13 protein-coding genes and 1 pseudogene are annotated in these 17,197 nt (G+C 67.1%); 9 read left to right on the top strand and 5 right to left on the bottom strand.

Features of this window, described 5'->3' with window-relative positions; translation table 11 throughout:
• Nucleotides 1–174 precede the first annotated feature (174 nt).
• The 3 genes from AC2T4A_RS18385 to AC2T4A_RS18375 form a co-directional block, all read right to left on the bottom strand.
• The gene (locus AC2T4A_RS18385; RefSeq protein WP_416749538.1) at nucleotides 175–1,785 is read right to left on the bottom strand and encodes an arylsulfatase; all 1,611 of its coding nucleotides are present in this window, start codon (nucleotides 1,783–1,785) and stop codon (nucleotides 175–177) included.
• Nucleotides 1,786–1,902: 117 nt separating this feature from the next.
• Nucleotides 1,903–2,730, bottom strand: coding sequence for an ABC transporter ATP-binding protein (locus AC2T4A_RS18380; protein ID WP_486741457.1), 828 nt, complete (start codon nucleotides 2,728–2,730; stop codon nucleotides 1,903–1,905).
• Entirely contained in the window at nucleotides 2,727–4,343 is a 1,617-nt protein-coding gene (locus AC2T4A_RS18375) for an ABC transporter permease (RefSeq protein ID WP_486741456.1), read from the bottom strand. The genes AC2T4A_RS18380 and AC2T4A_RS18375 overlap by 4 nt, the downstream gene beginning before the upstream one ends.
• Nucleotides 4,344–4,600: 257 nt before the next feature.
• Here AC2T4A_RS18375 and AC2T4A_RS18370 point away from each other — a divergent pair, with 257 nt between their 5' ends.
• The 8 genes and pseudogenes from AC2T4A_RS18370 to AC2T4A_RS18335 all read left to right on the top strand — a co-directional run bounded on the left by AC2T4A_RS18370 (nucleotide 4,601) and on the right by AC2T4A_RS18335 (nucleotide 14,560).
• Nucleotides 4,601–5,662 carry an ABC transporter substrate-binding protein gene (locus AC2T4A_RS18370; protein WP_486741455.1) on the top strand — a complete coding sequence of 354 codons (1,062 nt, stop codon included), beginning with the start codon at nucleotides 4,601–4,603 and terminating at the stop codon, nucleotides 5,660–5,662.
• 453 nt (nucleotides 5,663–6,115) lie between these two features.
• A complete protein-coding gene (locus AC2T4A_RS18365) occupies nucleotides 6,116–7,435 on the top strand; it encodes an amino acid permease (RefSeq protein WP_486741454.1) in 1,320 nt (439 codons plus the stop codon).
• Nucleotides 7,428–8,702 carry an aspartate aminotransferase family protein gene (locus AC2T4A_RS18360; RefSeq protein ID WP_486741453.1) on the top strand — a complete coding sequence of 425 codons (1,275 nt, stop codon included), beginning with the start codon at nucleotides 7,428–7,430 and terminating at the stop codon, nucleotides 8,700–8,702. Before AC2T4A_RS18365 ends, AC2T4A_RS18360 begins: the two co-directional genes overlap by 8 nt.
• A gap of 25 nt (nucleotides 8,703–8,727) precedes the next feature.
• A complete protein-coding gene (locus AC2T4A_RS18355; RefSeq protein WP_486741452.1) occupies nucleotides 8,728–9,747 on the top strand; it encodes a phosphotransferase enzyme family protein in 1,020 nt (339 codons plus the stop codon).
• A gap of 92 nt (nucleotides 9,748–9,839) precedes the next feature.
• Nucleotides 9,840–10,787: a helix-turn-helix domain-containing protein gene (locus tag AC2T4A_RS18350; protein ID WP_416749524.1), complete on the top strand. Its 948-nt coding sequence runs from the start codon at nucleotides 9,840–9,842 to the stop codon at nucleotides 10,785–10,787.
• Nucleotides 10,788–11,077: 290 nt separating this feature from the next.
• Complete coding sequence (locus AC2T4A_RS18345; protein ID WP_416749522.1) at nucleotides 11,078–12,415, top strand: alginate export family protein; 1,338 nt, start codon at nucleotides 11,078–11,080, stop codon at nucleotides 12,413–12,415.
• Between the two features lie 21 nt (nucleotides 12,416–12,436).
• Nucleotides 12,437–13,654, top strand: a pseudogene (locus tag AC2T4A_RS18340) (cache domain-containing protein); the annotation flags it as partial.
• A gap of 150 nt (nucleotides 13,655–13,804) precedes the next feature.
• Nucleotides 13,805–14,560, top strand: a complete 756-nt coding sequence (locus AC2T4A_RS18335; protein ID WP_416749653.1) for a methyl-accepting chemotaxis protein — start codon at nucleotides 13,805–13,807, stop codon at nucleotides 14,558–14,560.
• 1 nt (nucleotide 14,561) lies between these two features.
• Here AC2T4A_RS18335 and AC2T4A_RS18330 read toward each other — a convergent pair whose 3' ends face one another.
• A complete protein-coding gene (locus AC2T4A_RS18330; RefSeq protein ID WP_416749520.1) occupies nucleotides 14,562–14,804 on the bottom strand; it encodes a DUF2790 domain-containing protein in 243 nt (80 codons plus the stop codon).
• Between the two features lie 261 nt (nucleotides 14,805–15,065).
• Here AC2T4A_RS18330 and AC2T4A_RS18325 point away from each other — a divergent pair, with 261 nt between their 5' ends.
• Nucleotides 15,066–16,028, top strand: a complete 963-nt coding sequence (locus AC2T4A_RS18325; protein ID WP_486741451.1) for a GlxA family transcriptional regulator — start codon at nucleotides 15,066–15,068, stop codon at nucleotides 16,026–16,028.
• 438 nt (nucleotides 16,029–16,466) lie between these two features.
• Here AC2T4A_RS18325 and AC2T4A_RS18320 read toward each other — a convergent pair whose 3' ends face one another.
• Nucleotides 16,467–16,928, bottom strand: a complete 462-nt coding sequence (locus AC2T4A_RS18320) for an Lrp/AsnC family transcriptional regulator (protein ID WP_024762520.1) — start codon at nucleotides 16,926–16,928, stop codon at nucleotides 16,467–16,469.
• Between the last annotated feature and the right edge of the window lie 269 nt (nucleotides 16,929–17,197).

The raw sequence follows: 17,197 nt of genomic DNA, 5'->3' as shown, positions 1-17,197 counted from the left end.
ACAGGTGAAGGGCCGCCGCGCGCCGGGATCGGCACGGGCAGCCTCGGACTTGTTCCTATCCGTTGGGTGGGGAGCAGTCCGCGGAGTTCAGGCTTTTTTACCGGCGGTTCGCTGGCGTGCAGAATGAACGAAGCCCTGCCGACGCATCGGCAGGGCTTCGCAGGCAAGGCCAGGTCAGCGCGCGAGGAACGGTGGCGGCGCGTCGATCACGCCCGTCTCGTTGACGTACTGCTTGTAGTGCTCGATCAGCGTTTCCAGCCGCTCGGGCTGCGCCTTGGCCAGGTCCTGGGTTTCGCCGGGGTCTGTCGCCAGGTCGTAGAGTTGCCAGGTAGCCGGGCCGACCGGCGCCGGCAGGTACACCGCCTTCCAGTCGCCCTGGCGGATGGCGCGCATGCCGAACAGCTCCCAGCCGGTGACGGTCTTCTCGTCATGGGCCTGTTCCGTCTCGCCGGAGAGCCAGCCCAGCCAGGACTTGCCGCGCACCTCCGCCACTTCGCGGCCATGCCACTGCTTGCCCGGATGACGCACGCCGGCCAGGTCGAGAATGGTCGGAGTGATGTCCATCACGGTGGAGAACGAGTGGCTGATCTCGCCCTGGCGCTGCAGCGCCGGGTAGCGCACCAGCGCCGGCACGCGGATGCCGCCTTCGGTGGTGAAGGCCTTGTACAGGCGCGACGGTGCGGTAGCCGCCTGGGCCCAGCGCGGGCCGTACCAGATGTAGGAGTTGGCGCGGCCGATGTTCTCCAGGCTGTTGTCGTAGTGCTGGTCGAGGAAGCTCAGCAGGTCCGGGCCGAAGCGCGGGAAGGCTTCCAGCAGTGCGCCCTCGGCGCCGTTGTCGGACATGAACAGGACGAAGGTGTTGTCCAGCTCGCCCTGCTGGCGCAGGTACTCGACGACGCGGCCGACGTTCCAGTCCAGGCGCTCGACCATCGCCGCGTACACCTCCATGGCCCGTGCGGACTTGGCTTTCTCTTCGTCGTTGAGGCGCGCCCATTCCTTGCTGATCGCCAGCACCGGGTGCGCCTTCACGTCGGCGTCGATCAGGCCCAGCTGTTTGAGCCGCTCCAGGCGCTCCAGGCGCAGCGCCTCGGGGCCGGCGTCGTAGCGGCCCTTGTACTTGTCCACCACCTCTTTGGGCGCCTGCAGCGGCCAGTGCGGCGCGGAGAACGGCAGGTAGGCGAAGAACGGACGGTTCTGGTCACGCTCCTTCAGGTACTGGATCAGCTTGTCGCCGAAGGCGTCGGAGGAATAGAAGTCTGCCGGCAACTCGTCGATGAACTGGTCGTCCTCGACATACAAAGCCGGCGTGCCCTTGAGGATGCGCGGGGTGGTTTCGTCGTAGGGTGGCTCGAAGCCATAGTGGTTGGCCGCGCCGGGCAACAGCGAGAAGGAGCGCTCGAAGCCGCGCGCATGGGGTGCCTGCTCAAGCTTCAGACCCAGGTGCCATTTGCCCGACAGCAGCGTCTGGTAGCCCGCCTCGCGCAACAGCTCCGGCAGAGCCACCACGCGGTCGTTGAGGTAGCCCTCGTACCCCGGTTTGCCCTCCAGTTCGGGCGTCAGCGCCTCGGCCATGGTGCCGATGCCGGCGATGTGGTGGTCGGTGCCGGTGAGCAGCATCGAGCGCGTCGGCGAGCAGGTCGGCGCGGTGTGGAAGTCGGTCAGGCGCAGGCCTTCGAGGGCCAGGGCGTCCAGGTGCGGCGTGGCGATCTCGCCACCGAAGGCGCCGAGGTCGGAGAAGCCGAGGTCGTCGGCGACGATGACGAGGAAGTTGGGGCGTTTGCTCATGGTCGGACTCGGTAGGTGGGTTTGGCTGTAGGAGCGAGCTTGCTCGCGAACATTCCGGAACGGTCTGTTCGAAGAGCTTCGCGAGCAAGCTCGCTCCTACAGGGGGGGTTGATCGAATCAGCAGGCGAGAAACTCGAACGGCAAGTCCTCTACCCGCTTGAGCTGCGGCGCGACGTAGTCACCCTCGCCCATCAACTCGTGCAACAGCGCCTCGCGCTGGCGCAGGAAGTCGTAGCCGCCGCGCTCACGCGGGTGCTCCAGCGGCACCTCGACGATGCGCTTGATGCGCCCCGGCCGCGGCGCCATCACCACCACGCGGTCGGCAAGGAACAGCGCCTCCTCCACGTCATGGGTCACCAGCACCGTGGTAATGCGCTCGCGCTGGCGAATGCGCAGCAGCTCTTCCTGCAATTGCTGGCGGGTCAGCGCATCCAGGGCCCCGAAAGGTTCGTCCAGCAGCAGGATGCGCGGGCTGGCGACCAATCCACGGGCGATGGCGACGCGTTGCGCCATGCCGCCGGAAAGCTGGTGCGGGTAGGCCCGGGCGAAGGCCGTCAGGCCCACCAGCTGCAAATAGTCGGCAACCCTGGCGGCCTTGCCGGTCTCGCTCAGCGGTTCGTTGACCAGCCCCAGGGCGACGTTCTGCTCCACGCTCAGCCAGGGGAACAGGCGGTGCTCCTGGAACACGATGCCGCGTTCGCCGCCGATGCCATCGATGGGCGCGCCGTCGATGCGAATTTCGCCCTGGAACTCGCGATCCAGGCCGACAAGCAGCCGCAGCAGCGTGGACTTGCCGCAACCGCTGGCGCCCACGATGGCGATGAACTCGCCGTCGGCGATCTCCAGGTCGAAGCGTTCGATGGCCTGCAACTCGCGGCCGTCCACGGGGAAACTCTTGGCGACCTGGCGAAAGCTCACCAGGGCCGGGGAAGCGAATGCGTTCATGCGTGTCTCCAGCGCGTCACCCGCGCTTCGATGCGTTGGCCGAGGGCGGCCAGCAAGGCTCCGGTGAGGCCGACCAGCAACATGCCGGCGCCGACCAGGTCCATGCGGAAGAGTTGTTGCGCGCCGATCATCAGGCTGCCGATACCGCCGTCCGAAGGCATGAAGTACTCGGCGCCGATGGTGCCCAGCCAGGCGTAGATCAGCGCCAGGCGCACCCCGGCGAATACCGAAGGCGCCGCCCCCGGCAATACCAGCCGGCGCAGCCGTTGCCAGGGCGAGAGCCGCAATGCGATGGCCGCCTCGCTGAGTTGCGCCGGCAGGCTGGCGATGCCGCGCTGGGTCGCCAGCAGCAGCGGGAAGAATGCGGCCAGGCCCACGAACACCACCTTGGCCAGCTCACCGAGGCCGAACCAGGCAGTGAGCAGCGGTACCCAGGCAAAGATCGCCACCTGCCGCAGCGCCGCGAAGGAAGGCCCGAGCAGCCTTTCCGCCGGCCGCCACAGGCCCAACCCCAGACCGAGCAGGAAGCCCAGCGAGCCGCCCAGCAGCAGGCCTGCGAGAGTGCGTTGCAGGCTGGCCAGCAGCGCAACGGTGAGACTGTTGTCCAGCAGGCCGTCCCACAGCGCAACGGCCACCGATGCGGGGCTGGCGAGAATGGCCGGATCGACCCACTCCAGCGCGCTCGCCGCCTGCCAGATCGCCAGCAGGCCCAGCGGCAGCCACCAGGGTTGCAGGCGCTCCCAGCCCTGCCCCGCGCCTCTGCGACGGAACTCTCCATGGCGCAGCTCGCCGGCCGCCAGCTGCGGCCAGTGCACCAGGCGCCGGTCCAGCGCCTGGATGCCTCGATCCATGGCCGCGCCCACCAGGCCGATGACCAGGATGCAGACGAACACGATGTCGAGCATGAAGAGTTGCCGCGCCTGCACCATCAGGTAGCCGATGCCCTCGCTGGAAGCCAGCAGTTCCACGGCCAGCAGCGAGGTCCAGCCCTGCGCCAACGCCAGTCGCACGCCGGTGAGGAATGCCGGCAACGCCGCCGGCAGAATCAGCCGCCATAACAACAGCCGGTGCGGCAGTCGCAACACCGCAGCGGCCTCGCGCAGGCGCGGCTGGGCATCACGCACGCCCACCAGCGTGTGCAGCGTCACCGGCACGATGATGGCCTTGATCAGCACCACCAGCTTGAGCAACTCGCCGATGCCGAAGAACAGCATGAACAGCGGAATCCAGGCCAGCGTCGGGACCTGAGCCAAGGCACTGAAGGTGGGCAGCACCAGACGCTCGGCGCGGCGGCTGAAGCCGAGCCAGGCGCCCAGTGCCAACCCGCTGAGGATGCCGGCCAGCAGGCCCCAGAGCAGACGTTTCAGGCTGACGCCCAACTGCTGCCAGAGTTCGCCCGCGAACAGCTCGCGGCCGGCCTGAAGCACCAGTTCGGGTGTGGGAAGAATCTGCGCGGACATCCAGTGGCGGTGACTCGCCGTCCACCAGAGCACACCGATGGCCAGCGGCACCAGCCACGGTAGTGTGGGTTCGAGCCAGCGCCAGGCCGCTGTCGCAGGCTTCAGGCGCGGACTGGGAAGAGCAAGGCGGTACGGCTTCGTAATATTCTTCATTGGAATATAAATATTTATATCAATGCATTTATGAGCTAACACAGGCCATTTAAGGGAAGGCCCCGGTGCGCATCCAATGCATTCGCCGAATATTTTTTATGCCTTGCGGGCATCTCCCCGCGAAGCCTCGTGAACCCTCGCTTAGCTCGAATAATTACTAAAAAATCACTTTTTATTATTTTGTTGATGGACAGCCCCATGCCTTTAGTGCGGGCGCCGGAGCCACGTGCGCTCCCCCACTGCAGGAGGCAGGCGCCATGAAGGCCCTTACCCATCAATTGCTGTCCCTCTTCGCTGCGCCGGCCCTGGCCGGCCTGCTCGGCGCCTATCCGCTGATCACCCAGGCGGCCGATCCGGTCAAGGAAATCCGTATCGCCGTGCCCGATGTCAGCGCCGGGCAGAACCACTCCAGCGGCGGCGTGGCGGACATCCTCTACACCCGCCAACTGCTGGAGAAGGAATTCGCCGCCGACGGCATCCAGGTCAAATGGAGCTTCTTCAAGGGCGCCGGTCCGGTAGTCAACGAAGCCTTCGCCAACGGCCAGGTGGATTTCGCCTACCTGGGCGATCTCGCCGCGATCATCGGCAAGTCCAGCGGCCTGGACAGCCGTGTGCTGGCCGCCACGGCGCGCGGGGTCAACCACTACCTGGGCGTGCAACCGAACTCGGGAATCAAGACCCTGGCCGACCTCAAGGGCAAGCGCGTGGGCATCTTCCGCGGCACCGCCAGCCAGTTGTCCTTCGACAACGCGCTGGCCAGCGCCGGCCTGTCAGAGAAAGACCTGAAGGTGATCAACCTCGACTTCAGCGCCGCCCTCGCCGCCCTGGCAACCAAGCAGATCGACGCCACCTGGGGCCTGGCGGGCCTGTTCGCCCTGCGCGACAAGGGCCTGGCGGAAATCCCGCTGAGCACCCATGACCTGGGCGGCGCCGGCACCCTGCAGGCACTGCTGGTGGGCAACGGCGAATTCGTCGACGCCCACCCGGATATCGTCGAGCGCCTGCTCAAGGTGCAACTGCAGGCCGTACAGTGGGCCAGCGACGACGCCAACCGCGATGCCTTCATCGACCTGATATCGAAGCAGGCCAATTACCCGGCGGTGATCTTCAAGAGCGAATACCAGGGCCGCCCGCTGCTGGAAGTGCTCTCGCCCAAGCTCGACGCCGACTTCCTCGGCCGCCTGGATGCATCGATCACGGCGGCGAAGTCCTACGGCCTGATCCGCCGCGACTTCAAGGCCGCCGACTGGGCCAATCCGGCGCCGCAGGATGCGGCGAGCCGACAACTGGCCGGGCAACCGGTGGCAGCGATCCAATAAGTCAGTTCACAGCAATCACGGACAAAGTCCGTGCCTTCCTGATACCTCAGCGCTTGAGTCGCCCTCACCCCGGCACTCTCCTTCCGGGAGAGGGCCAGGGTGATCAGCCCGTACCGCCCCCCCTGTAGGAGCGAGCTTGCTCGCGAGCCGCTTGGCGCTGGAGTCGCCGTGGCGAATGTTCGCGAGCAAGCTCGCTCCTGCGTGAAACGCCCCTCCTCGCGTCTTTGCGCATTTCTGATATCGCCCCACCCCACGCCCTTCGTACCTTCTCCCTGCCCGCCGCACCTGACGGCGAGCGCGTGCATCCCATAAAACAACAAGAAGGGCCCGCTCCATGACTCCACGCATCCAAGCGTCGGCACCCGTCGGCGATCTCCCTTGCCCGCAGCGCTTCGGCGCGCGCGGCTGACTGCCGTTCGACTCCCCATCACTCACAGGCAAGGGACAACCAACATGCTCAAACAAGGCGTACTTCGCTGGCCCCAGATCGCCGGGCTCGGCATTTCACTGGTCATCGCCGGACAGTTCTCCGGCTGGAACTACGGCCTGGCCAGCAGCGGCTGGGCCAACATGCTCGTCGCTACCCTGCTGATGGCCGTGCTCTGCGGCGGCCTGGCGCTGTGCGTGTGCGAACTTTCCACCGCCCGGCCTCACGCCGGCGGCGTGTTTGCCTACGCGCAACTGGCCTTCGGGCCCTTCGTTGGCTACCTGGTCGGCGCCGCCTGCGCGCTGGCATTGACCATCGGCACCGGCGCGGCCGCGAACTTCCTCGCCGCGTACATGGAGTCGGTGTTCGGCTTCGGCGGCTGGCCAGTGCGCATCGGCCTGTTCGCGGTGATCATCAGCATCCACATCATCGGTGTCGGCGAGGCCCTGGGCCTGACCCTGCTGGCCGGCGCCGTGGCAGCCATCGCCCTGCTCGCCTTCGGCGGCGCCATGCTGCCCCACGTGCACTGGGAGAACCTGCTGGCTACAAGCGGCAGTACACTGCCGGGCGTGAGCGTGGCTGGCGTATTCGCCTGCGTGCCCTTCGCCATCTGGATGTTCATCTGCCTGGAACAGGTCGCCTCCGCTGCCGAGGAAGCTGCAGACCCCGGCCGCAGCATGCCGCGCGGGATCATCGCCGCGGTTGGCACCCTGCTGCTGACGGCCCTGACCGTGGTGATCAGCGCGCCGGGCGCGGCCGGTGTGGACGTGGTCGGCAACGCCGGTGATCCGCTGTACGCCGCCATGACCCACGGCGGGCTGTACGGCGAGCGCGACTGGCTGCCGCTGCTGGTCGGTTCCGGCGCCGTGTGTGGCCTGTTGGCGACCTTCTTCTCGGTGGTGTTCTCCGCCTCTCGCCAGTTGTTCGCCCTGTCCCGCGACGGCTTCTTCCCTGCCGCGCTGGCCCGCACCAACCGCCGAGGCGCGCCCTACGTCGCCCTGCTGGTGCTGACCGTGATCGGCCTGCCGCTGACCCTGGTGCCGCCGGAAAAACTCCTGCTGTGCATCGTCCTGCTGCTGGGCAGTTGCCACCTGGTGCTGTTCGCCGCGTACCTGCGCCTGCACCGCAGCCAGCCCGGCCTGGCGCGCCCGTTCCGCCTGCGCGGCGGCCCGGTCGTGGCCAGCGTCGGCATGCTGCTGACACTGGTGGTGATCGCCGCCTGCTTCCAGCTGGAAGTGGCCATGCTCAGCGCCCTCGCGCTGGTGGTTGCCATCCTCATCCTCAACTACCTGCTGCGCGCCGCGAGCCGCGCCGGCAAGCCTCTGGAGAATGCCGAGAATGTCTGAAGCAACCCTGCTGCAACGCCGCCACCGGGTCATGGGCGATGCTTCGCCGCTGTTCTATGACGAGCCGCTGGAACTGGTGAAAGGCGAAGGCGTCTGGCTCATCGACGCCACCGGCAAGCGCTACCTGGACTGCTACAACAACGTGCCCTGCGTCGGCCACTGCCACCCCAGGGTGGTGGCGGCCATGGCCGAACAGGCGGCGACGCTGAACATCCACACCCGCTACCTCAATGAGCGCGTGGTGCGCTACGCCGAGTCCCTTACCGCGACCTTCGCCGAACCGCTGGACAGCCTGATGTTCACCTGCACCGGCAGCGAGGCCAACGAACTGGCCCTGCGCATGGCGCGCTTCGCCACCGGCCACAAGGGTGTAATCGTCAGCGACTACAACTACCACGGCAACACCACCAGCCTGGCGGCCGTGACCACTGCGCTGCCGAGCTCCGAGCCCTTCTCGGCGCATGCGCGGGCCGTGCCGATTCCGTGCCTGTACCACGCCGACGGCACACCCGAACAGGTCGCCGACCGCTACGTGGCAAAGGTCGCCGAAGCCATCGCCGAACTGCAGGCGGCCGGCGTCGGGCTGGCTGCCATGCTGATCGACACCCTGTTCGCCAACGAAGGCATCCCGCGCCTGCCGGCCGGCTACCTGGAACGCGTGGCGAAGCTGGTACGCGATGCCGGCGGCCTGCTGATCACCGACGAGGTGCAGTCGGGCTTCGCCCGCACCGGCGACCACATGTGGGGCCACCAGTCGCACCCGCTGGTGCCGGACATCGTCACCCTCGGCAAGCCCATGGGCAACGGCTTCCCCCTGGCGGGCGTGGTGACCAACCGCGAGCGGGTCGAGACCTTCGGCCGCAGCAACCTGTACTTCAACACCTTCGGCGGCTCGCCGGTGGCCGCGGCCGTCGGCCAGGCGGTGCTCGACGTGATCGCCGAGCAGGACCTGCAAGGCAACGCCCGACGCCAGGGCGCGAAGCTCAGCGCGGAACTGCATCGCCTCGCCGAGCGCCACTCGATCATCGGCGACGTACGCGGCCAGGGCCTGTTCTTCGCCGTGGAGCTGGTGCGCGACCGCACCAGCCGCGAGCCGGCCGGCCTCGAAGCGCGGCGCATCGTCAACGCCATGCGCCAGCGCGGCGTGCTGATCAGCAAGATCGGCGGCGACGACAACATCCTCAAGGTCCGTCCGCCGCTGGTGTTCGAAGCCGAGCACGGCGAGCGCTTCATCGACACTCTGAACCAGGTCCTGGGCGAGCTATGAGGCCACCCCGATGGAGAGAATGCCCATGACTGATTTCTCGACGCTGGAACACCACCAGCAGATCGCCTGCCTGCGTGAACTGGCGCTGGACGCCCTGCGCCACTGGGACGGCGACTTCGTCGGCCTGGAACTGCTCAAGTACCGCGAGAACGCCGTGTTCTGCGCCACCCGCAGCGACGGCACGCGCAGCGCCCTGCGGGTGCACCGGGGCGGCTACCACAGCGAAGCGGCGCTGCGCTCCGAGCTGACCTGGATGGAGCAACTGGCCGCCGGCGGCATCGGCGTACCGAGCATCATCCGTACCCGCAGCGGTGAACACCTCGCCGAGGTGCGCTGCGCCGCACTGGCAGAGCCGCGCTTCGTCGACATGCTCGGCTGGCTGTCCGGCAGCACGCTGGGCTCCGCCGAACAGGGGCTGAGCGCCGATGGCGACATCGAGGCGCTGTTCCACCAGGCCGGCGCCGTGGCCGCGCGCATCCACCTGAACTCGGCCCAGTGGCGCCAGCCCAACGAGTTCACCCGGCACGCCTGGGACGAAGAAGGCCTGGTGGGCGCCAACCCGTTCTGGGGGCGCTTCTGGGAGCTGGACCTGCTCAGCGCAGAGCAGCGCGACCTGCTGCAGAGCGCCCGCCAGGAAGCGCGTCTGGACCTGCGCCGCTACGGCCGGACCTTGAGCAACTTCGGCATGATCCACGCCGACCTGGTGCCGGAGAACCTGCTGCTGGAGGGCGGCGAACTACAGCTGATCGACTTCGACGACGCCGGCTTCGGCTGGCACATGTTCGAACTGGCTACCGCGCTGTATTTCTGCCTGGACGATCCGCGCCTGGCGCAGATCCAGGCGGCGCTGCTGGCCGGCTACGACTCGGTCAAGCCGCTGTCCGCCGCCGACCGCGCCGCCCTGCCGCTGTTCCTCGCCCTGCGCGGCACGACCTACCTGGGCTGGGTACACACCCGGCGCAACAGCGAAACCGCGCGGGAACTGGCCCCCATGCTGATCGAACGCGCCTGTACACTGGCCGCCGCCTACCTCGCCGGCCGCTGAAACTGGCAGAGCGCCGCAACACCCTGGCGCGCAGGCACAAGTCTGCGCGCCAGCACTGACCGATACTCGGCGCACCACCGAGGTGAACCGCCATGACCGGCATAGCCCGCCACCAGGCAACCGACTCCGATGAACTGGCCTGCGCCCTCGCCGGCTGGAGCCAGGACTACACCCAGCTCGGCCACGGCCGCCTGCAGGCAGAGCTGCTGCATGTGCAGTTGCCCGGCGCCTCGCTGATCTACGAACACTCCAACCTGCACCTGCACGAGAACATGGCGCCGCCCGCCGGCCACCTGGTCATCGGCATTCCCCTGCGCGCCAGTGCCGATTCGCGCTTCAACGGCCAGGCCCTGCACGACGACACCCTGCTGGTGCTCGAAGGCGGCCGCGAGCTGGAAATCTGCGCCGCCGGGGAAATCCACATGCTCGGCCTGACCTTCAGCCAGCCGCAGCTCGAACGCCTGCTCGGCGCCGAGGAGCGCGAGCTGTTCGAGCGCGCCCTCTCGCAACGCCGCCTGCAACTCTCGGCCAGCGGAGCGGGCGAACTGCGCCGCAGCCTGTGCGACGCCATCGCTGCCTTCGAAGACGAACCCTGGCGCACCGAAGACCCGCAGCAGGCCGGCCACGCCGTTGCCCTGGTGCTCAGCCATGTACTGCAGGCGCTGGAGGAAATCCTCCCCGGTCATGACCGCGAGGGCGCGCCGCGCTCGCTGCAGCAGCACCGCCGCCTGGTGCTGGCGGCCATCGAGCGCATGCAGGCGGATCTCTCCCAGCCGCTGTCGTTGCTGGAGTTGAGCCAGAGCCTGAACACCAGCCAGCGCACCCTGCAGTACTGCTTCCGGCAGATCTGCCAGAGCACGCCGCAGCAGTTCTTCCTCAGCCTGCGCCTGGCCGAAGCACGCCGGCGGCTCAAGCAGGAGCCGCAGCAGAGCATCACGAACCTGGCGCTGGACCTGGGGTTTGCCAGCTCCAGCCATTTTTCGGCCTTGTACAAGCGCCTGTACGCGGAGCAGCCTTCGCTGATGTCGCGCCCGCGCTGAGCTTTCTGGAAGACGCTCTTGCCCCCTCTCCCTAACCCTCTCCCTGAAGGGAGAGGGGACTGTTCGGTGCAGGATGAAACCATGCTGGCAGCCGGCACGTGCGGCTCCCTCTCCCTTCAGGGAGAGGGCTGGGGAGAGGGTCTTTCAAAACACACGAGAGCCTCTCGCCGATCTGGCAACCACACCCAATCACTTGGCAGACAGGAGCAACGGCACAGGGCCAGCCCTTACTTAGCATCGGCAGAAGTCACATCCCCTCAATCGACAATAACGAAACGGATGCCTTCACCATGACCCACGCCGCCGTGCTGCGCCCCACCCTGCTCGCCCTGCTTATCGCCGGGGCCAGTTCCGCCAGCGCCTACGAGCTGTACGCGACCGACGACACGCACCTGAACGCCGACCTCTCGGCGACCTTCGGGCTGTTCCACAGCCAGGAACGCTACAACATGACCGGCACGCTGGATGAGGGCTCGTCCTCCTGGCAGGAAGGCTTCATCAAGTACGGCCTGAGCGGCGACCAGAAGCTCGGCGGCGCAGGCACCGCCTACGGCGCCTTCAACCTGCTCAGCTCCGGCACCTGGGGCGATGGCGACGCTGCGGGCTTCAGCGACGGTTCCGAGCGCACCACCAAGATCGAGGACGCCTACGCCGGCTGGCGCTCCGCCGGCCTGTTCCCGATGCTGGGCGAGGACGGCATCGACCTGTCCTTTGGCCGCCAGAACATCGTGGTCGGCGACGGCTTCCTGATCGACGGCGACGCCCTGAACATGGGCAAGGGCCTGGCGGACGGCGAATACAACCGTGGCGGCGCCTACTACCTGGCCGCTCGCCGCGACTTCGACGAGACCGCCGTGCTGCGCATCGGCGGCAAGGAAGGCTGGCGCGGCGACCTGATGCGCCTGAAGTCGGACAACCGCGCCCAGGCCAACTCGGAGTTGTACGTCGCCACCCTGGAACACGTTGCCCCGGAAGCGACCTTCGGCCTGACCTACATCGACGTCACCGACATCGACGAGCGCTACGCCTCGCCCATCCAGCTCGACCGCAAGGACATGAAGACCTACAGCCTGCGCGGCACCGGCAACGCCGGCGTGGAGAACCTGTTCCTCTCCGGCGAATACGCCTGGCAGGACAAGCGCGACGCCCAGTACACCGACGACACCGCCAACGCCTGGTACCTGGAGGCCGGCTGGACCTTCTCCGACGTCACCTGGAAGCCCTATATCAGCTACCGCTTCAGCCGCTTCTCGGAAGGCTACGACACCCTCTTCTACGGCTTCAGCCGCGGCTTCGGCACCTGGTTCCAGGGCGAGGTGGCGGGCAACTACTCCGGCCCGTTCAACAACAACACCCGCGTACACAACGTCGGCGCCAAGGTCACCCCGCTGGAGAACCTTTCCATCGGCGCGCAGTACTTCGACTTCCACACCCTGGACACCGACCTGGGCAACACCGACGGCCGCGAGCTGGACCTCTACGCCGAGTGGGCGATCAACGAGCACCTGGTGATCATCCCGCTGGTGGGCCTGTACCAGCCGAAGAAGAGCGCAGCCGAAGGCGGCACCCAGATCGGCAACGACAACAGCAACCTCTACAGCCAGCTGCTGTTCTCCACCACCTTCTGATCCAACGAAAGCGAGCCCGCCATGCCCAGCATCCTGACGTCCATCCAGGGCCGTATCACCTGGCTGGCGGGCCTCTGCCTGATCCTCGTCGCCAGCGTCCTGATCGGCCTCTCGCTGTATCAGGCGCGGCAGGACAGCCGCACCATCGCGCACGACAGCGGCGAACTCTTCGCCGTTGCCGCGCGGCACAACCTGGAAACCCAGGGCCAGGTGCAGGCCCTGCTGATCCGCGAACGCCTGCAGAACAACCTGCTGCTCGGTGAAGGGCTATTGCGCACGGTGCAGACCCTGCGCGCGCAGCAGCACCAGGGTGTCCTCGACCCCGCTGCGCTGCGCACCGCCCTCAATCATTCGATGGCCGACACCCTCGGTGCACACCCGGAGCTGCTGGGCCTGTTCCTGGTGTTCCGGCCCGATGCACTGGACGCCGCCGACAGCCAGTTCGCCGCCCGCGAAGACCTGGGCAGCAACGAGACCGGCCGCTTCGCCCTCTACCTGCTGCAGAACGGCGGGCAAACCCAGCGGGTGATCGGCACCGAGCAGGTCCTCGGCGATACCACGCCCGGCCCCAGCGGCCAGCCCTACAACGCCTTCTTCACCTGCTCCACCGAACACGCCCGCGCCTGCGTGCTCGACCCGTATTTCGACGACGCCTCCGGCCAGCGCCGGCTGGTCACCAGCGTCACCCTGCCGCTGCTGGAGAACGGCAAGGCGATCGCCGCGGTGGGCTTCGATACCGACCTGGCGGCGCTGCAACAAAGCAGCGCGGAAGGCAGCCGCAACCTGTTCGACGGTCAGGGCCGCATCCGCATCCTCAGCCCCAATGGCCTGGTTGCCAGCGACAGCGGCGATGCGTCGAAGCTGGGACAGAAGTTCGACGACAAGGCCGTGCTCACCGAGATTGCCGCCGGGCATTCACAGTCCAACGACGACGGCGACTCCATCAGCATGCTGCACAGCCTCGCGCCGGTGCCGGACGCCGCGCCCTGGGGCATCCTGCTCAGCGTGCCGCGCGCGGTGATGCTCGCCCCGGCGGAACGCCTCAAGGGCACGCTGGATGACCTGCGTTGGAAAAGCACCGCGCTCGAGACCGGCGTCGGCATCGCTGCCGGGTTACTCGGCATGCTGCTGGTGGCGCTCACAGCGCTGGGCATCAGCCGGCCGATCCTGCGTCTGGCGCGCATGCTCGAAGACATCGCCGACGGCGAAGGCGACCTCACCCGCCGCCTCGACTACCCGCGCCGCGACGAACTGGGCCGCCTGGCCAGCGCCTTCAACCGCTTCCTCGACAAGCTGCAGCCGAGCATCGCCGCCGTGCAATCGGCAACCCGCGAGGCGCACTCCACGGCCGACCGCTCGGCGCAGATCGCCCGGCAGACCAGCGACGGCATGCAGCAGCAATTCCGCGAGATCGACATGGTCGCCACGGCGCTCCAGCAGATGTCCGCCACCGCCCAGGACTCGGCGCGCAGCGCCGCCCGCGCCGCCGAAGCTGCACGTACGGCGGAACAGGCCTGCGACGATGGCTTCCGCACGCTCGACGCCACCAACAGCGGCATCGATCTGCTGGCCGCCGGGATGAACCAGGCGATGGCCGAGTTGCAGCAACTGGCGGCGAGCAACGAGCAGATCGGCTCGATCCTCGAGGTCATCTGTGGCATCGCCGCGCAGACCAACCTGCTGGCCCTCAACGCCGCCATCGAAGCGGCGCGCGCTGGTGATGCCGGGCGCGGTTTCGCCGTGGTCGCGGACGAAGTGCGCGGGCTGGCCAGGCGCACCCAGGAATCGGTAGAGGAGATTCGCGAGGTGATCGAGAACCTGCAGGCTCGCGGCCACTCAGTGACCAGCGCGATGCAGGGCAGCTTCGCCCAGGCTCAGGGCAACGTCGATCAGGCGCGCCAGGCCATCGACGCATTGCGCCGGATCGGCGAGGCGGTGAACCTGATCAGCGAGATGAACCTGCAGATCGCCAGCGCGGCAGAGGAACAGAGCAGCGTCGCCGAGGAGATCAACCGCAACATCGCCGGCATCCGCGACGTGACCCAGACCATTTCCGATCAGGCGCAGCAAGCCGCCAGCGCCAGTCGCTCCCTGAACGATCTGGCCAGCCGGCAGCAGGGATTGGTGGAGCAGTTCCGCGCCTGACTCAGATGTCGCTGCAGCGCGGGGTCTGGCGCAGGTACTTGACGGTGTGCTGCTGGCCCTGGGAGTCCAGGTAGACCATGGTGGCCTGGCTGACTTCGCAGCGCTCGTTGGGTTGGGAGATGCTCAGCACCTTGGCTACGTCCAGCGGCATGCCGTAGTGGTACACGGCCGCCTCGTCGGCGAAAGCGCTGAAGGTCAGCAGCAAGGCGGGGATGGCAAACAGGGCACGAAGAGTGGATTTCATGGCAGGAACCTCAGGGATCACGCGGGTCGCGTCGATCGTGGCCCACTGCCATAAATCTAGCCGATGAGACCTTTCCTACACAGATCGACTTCGACAATGCATTTCTTCAGTTCACGCAACAATATTGCCTTGCGGCTGCGCCATCGCCTGTGATTGTGGCGCCTTCCGTTGCCAGAATGGCAGCATTCGTACCCATTGGTCGATTGCAGCCAGGGCGTTCCGCCGCAAGAATGAGCGCCATCGATCAGATCGGGAGGCGCCATGAAGCGCGTGGCCATGCTGCTGTTCCCCGGCGTGCAGGCGCTGGATGTTTCCGGGCCGCTGGACGTATTCGCCGAGGCCAATGCCTTCGTGCCGGCCGGCGCGGGTTACCAGGTGGTTACCCTCGCCGCATCGCCCCTCCCCTTACGCGCTTCCAACGGGCAATTGCTCGGTGCCGATGTCAGCATCGACCAGCGTGACGCAGCGACGGATATCCTGCTGGTGCCGGGCGGGCCCTGGCTGCCGGACGAAGTACCCTCCAGCGAGTTGCTCGACTGGCTGCGCGCGGCTTGTGCCCGTGCCCCGCGGCATGGGTCGATATGCACCGGGGCCTTTCTCCTCGGCCATGCCGGGCTGCTGGACGGCAAGCGCGTGACGACCCACTGGAGCGATGCGCGACGACTGGCCCAGCTGTTCCCGCAGGCGCTGGTGGAGCCTGATCGCATCCACGTCCGCGATGGTGCGTTGGTAACCTCGGCGGGCGTGACCGCCGGCATTGACCTGGCGCTTGCTCTGGTCGCCGAGGACCACGGCGCAGCAGTGGCGCTGTCGGTGGCGAAACGGCTGCTGGTGGTAGCGCAGCGTCAGGGCGGGCAGTCGCAGTTCAGCCCCTTCCTGCAGGCGCCGGCCGATGAGACTTCGCCGATAGCGCGCATCCAGCGCTACGTGCAGGAACACCTCGATCAACCCCTGGGCGTACCGCAACTGGCCGCCGAAGTAAGCATGAGCCCGCGCAGTTTTGCCCGCACCTTCGTACGCGAGGCGGGCGTGACGCCGGCCGAGTTCGTCCAGCGCGCCCGCATCGACGCGGCGCGCGGATTGCTCGAAGGCAGTGACCTGGCGCTGAAAGTGATCGCCTGGCGCTGCGGTTTCGGCAGCGCGGCGCGGATGCGGCTGGTGTTCACCCAGCGTCTTGGGGTGACGCCGACTCAGTATCGGGAGCAGTTCCGCCGAAACGGCTGATTCACAGGCCCGTGGCGCTCGTCGTAGGAGCGAGCTTGCTCGCGAACCGCACTTCGCCGATGTTTCAGTGCCTGCGGCGAGCCATCGCGGACGGAGTCCGCTCCTACGCCCGCGCGGAAGAGGTGCCACTGCTGTAGGAGCAACTGTCTTTCTCTGAAAGTCCGTGCCGGTGACTCCCTCTCCCTAACCCTGGCTACGCGCCCCGCTCCGAAGGGAGAGGGGACCGTATGGTGCAGGCTGAATCCAAAGCGTCAGCCGGCACGGGCGGCTCCCTCTCCCTTCAGGGAGAGGGGGGGGAGAGGGCGCCCCGGCGCGATATTTCAGGTAGGAGCGGATTCATCCGCGAGCGGGTCGCCGCAGGTTCGCGAGCAAGCTCGCTCCTACCGTCAACCGGACGGCCCGCAATGGGCCTATTGGATTCGCGCCCTGACTGCGGACTCAGATCGGCGGCGCAGAGCGCAGCATCACCGACTTCAGCGCGAACGCCGACTTGATCCCCGCCACGCCGGGAATCTGCGTCAGGGTGTTGGTGAGGAACAGCTGGTACGCCGACAGGTCCTTCACCACCACACGCAGCATGTAGTCCGCATCGCCAGTCATCTGGAAACAGCTCATCACCTGCGGCGCCTGAACGATGCGTTCTTCGAACCGTGCGAGGTAGTCGCCGGTCTGTTTTTCCAGGGATACCGAGACGAACACGCTCATGCCGCCGGACAGGCGCTCCTCGTCCAGCCGTGCGAAATAGCCCTGGATGTAGTGCTCCTCTTCCAGGCGCCGGACCCGGCGTAGCGTCGGGGTCAGCGACAGGCCGATGTTCTGCGCCAGATCGCGCCAGGAAAGCCGGCCATCGTCGGCCAGGGCGCGGAGGATTTTCAGGTCGGTGCGGTCTAGATCAGCCATTTTCTATCGTACTACTCAGCGCTGTTTTTATAGTGCAAACACACTAATCCGTAAGCTCAGACCTAGTCAATTTGGAGCAAAAAACCAATCGGTCACACCTATACTGAAACCACAACTACAACAACCGAGGACCTCACCATGAGTGATGTCACCACCCGCCTCGCGACCCCGCGCGGCACCTGCACCGTAGCCCTACCCGGCCGGGTGCGCCCGCCAGGCCTGGCTTCTTCCGTCTGCTGATCCACACCCACGATCACAACTGGAGACCC

The organism is Pseudomonas sp. PVC-3-1 (genome assembly GCF_057444315.1).
This window is presented reverse-complemented; position numbering and strand designations above follow the sequence as displayed.

Bases quoted from the DNA above. Each gene is read 5' to 3' on its own strand.
- AC2T4A_RS18360 (WP_486741453.1), top strand. From the start codon at position 7,428: ATGTCTGAAGCAACCCTGCTGCAACGCCGCCACCGGGTCATGGGCGAT.
- AC2T4A_RS18345 (WP_416749522.1), top strand. From the start codon at position 11,078: ATGACCCACGCCGCCGTGCTGCGCCCCACCCTGCTCGCCCTGCTTATC.
- AC2T4A_RS18330 (WP_416749520.1), bottom strand. From the start codon at position 14,804: ATGAAATCCACTCTTCGTGCCCTGTTTGCCATCCCCGCCTTGCTGCTG.
- AC2T4A_RS18325 (WP_486741451.1), top strand. From the start codon at position 15,066: ATGAAGCGCGTGGCCATGCTGCTGTTCCCCGGCGTGCAGGCGCTGGAT.
- AC2T4A_RS18375 (WP_486741456.1), bottom strand. From the start codon at position 4,343: ATGAAGAATATTACGAAGCCGTACCGCCTTGCTCTTCCCAGTCCGCGC.
- AC2T4A_RS18320 (WP_024762520.1), bottom strand. From the start codon at position 16,928: ATGGCTGATCTAGACCGCACCGACCTGAAAATCCTCCGCGCCCTGGCC.
- AC2T4A_RS18335 (WP_416749653.1), top strand. From the start codon at position 13,805: ATGCAGCAGCAATTCCGCGAGATCGACATGGTCGCCACGGCGCTCCAG.
- AC2T4A_RS18380 (WP_486741457.1), bottom strand. From the start codon at position 2,730: ATGAACGCATTCGCTTCCCCGGCCCTGGTGAGCTTTCGCCAGGTCGCC.
- AC2T4A_RS18350 (WP_416749524.1), top strand. From the start codon at position 9,840: ATGACCGGCATAGCCCGCCACCAGGCAACCGACTCCGATGAACTGGCC.
- AC2T4A_RS18355 (WP_486741452.1), top strand. From the start codon at position 8,728: ATGACTGATTTCTCGACGCTGGAACACCACCAGCAGATCGCCTGCCTG.
- AC2T4A_RS18370 (WP_486741455.1), top strand. From the start codon at position 4,601: ATGAAGGCCCTTACCCATCAATTGCTGTCCCTCTTCGCTGCGCCGGCC.
- AC2T4A_RS18385 (WP_416749538.1), bottom strand. From the start codon at position 1,785: ATGAGCAAACGCCCCAACTTCCTCGTCATCGTCGCCGACGACCTCGGC.
- AC2T4A_RS18365 (WP_486741454.1), top strand. From the start codon at position 6,116: ATGCTCAAACAAGGCGTACTTCGCTGGCCCCAGATCGCCGGGCTCGGC.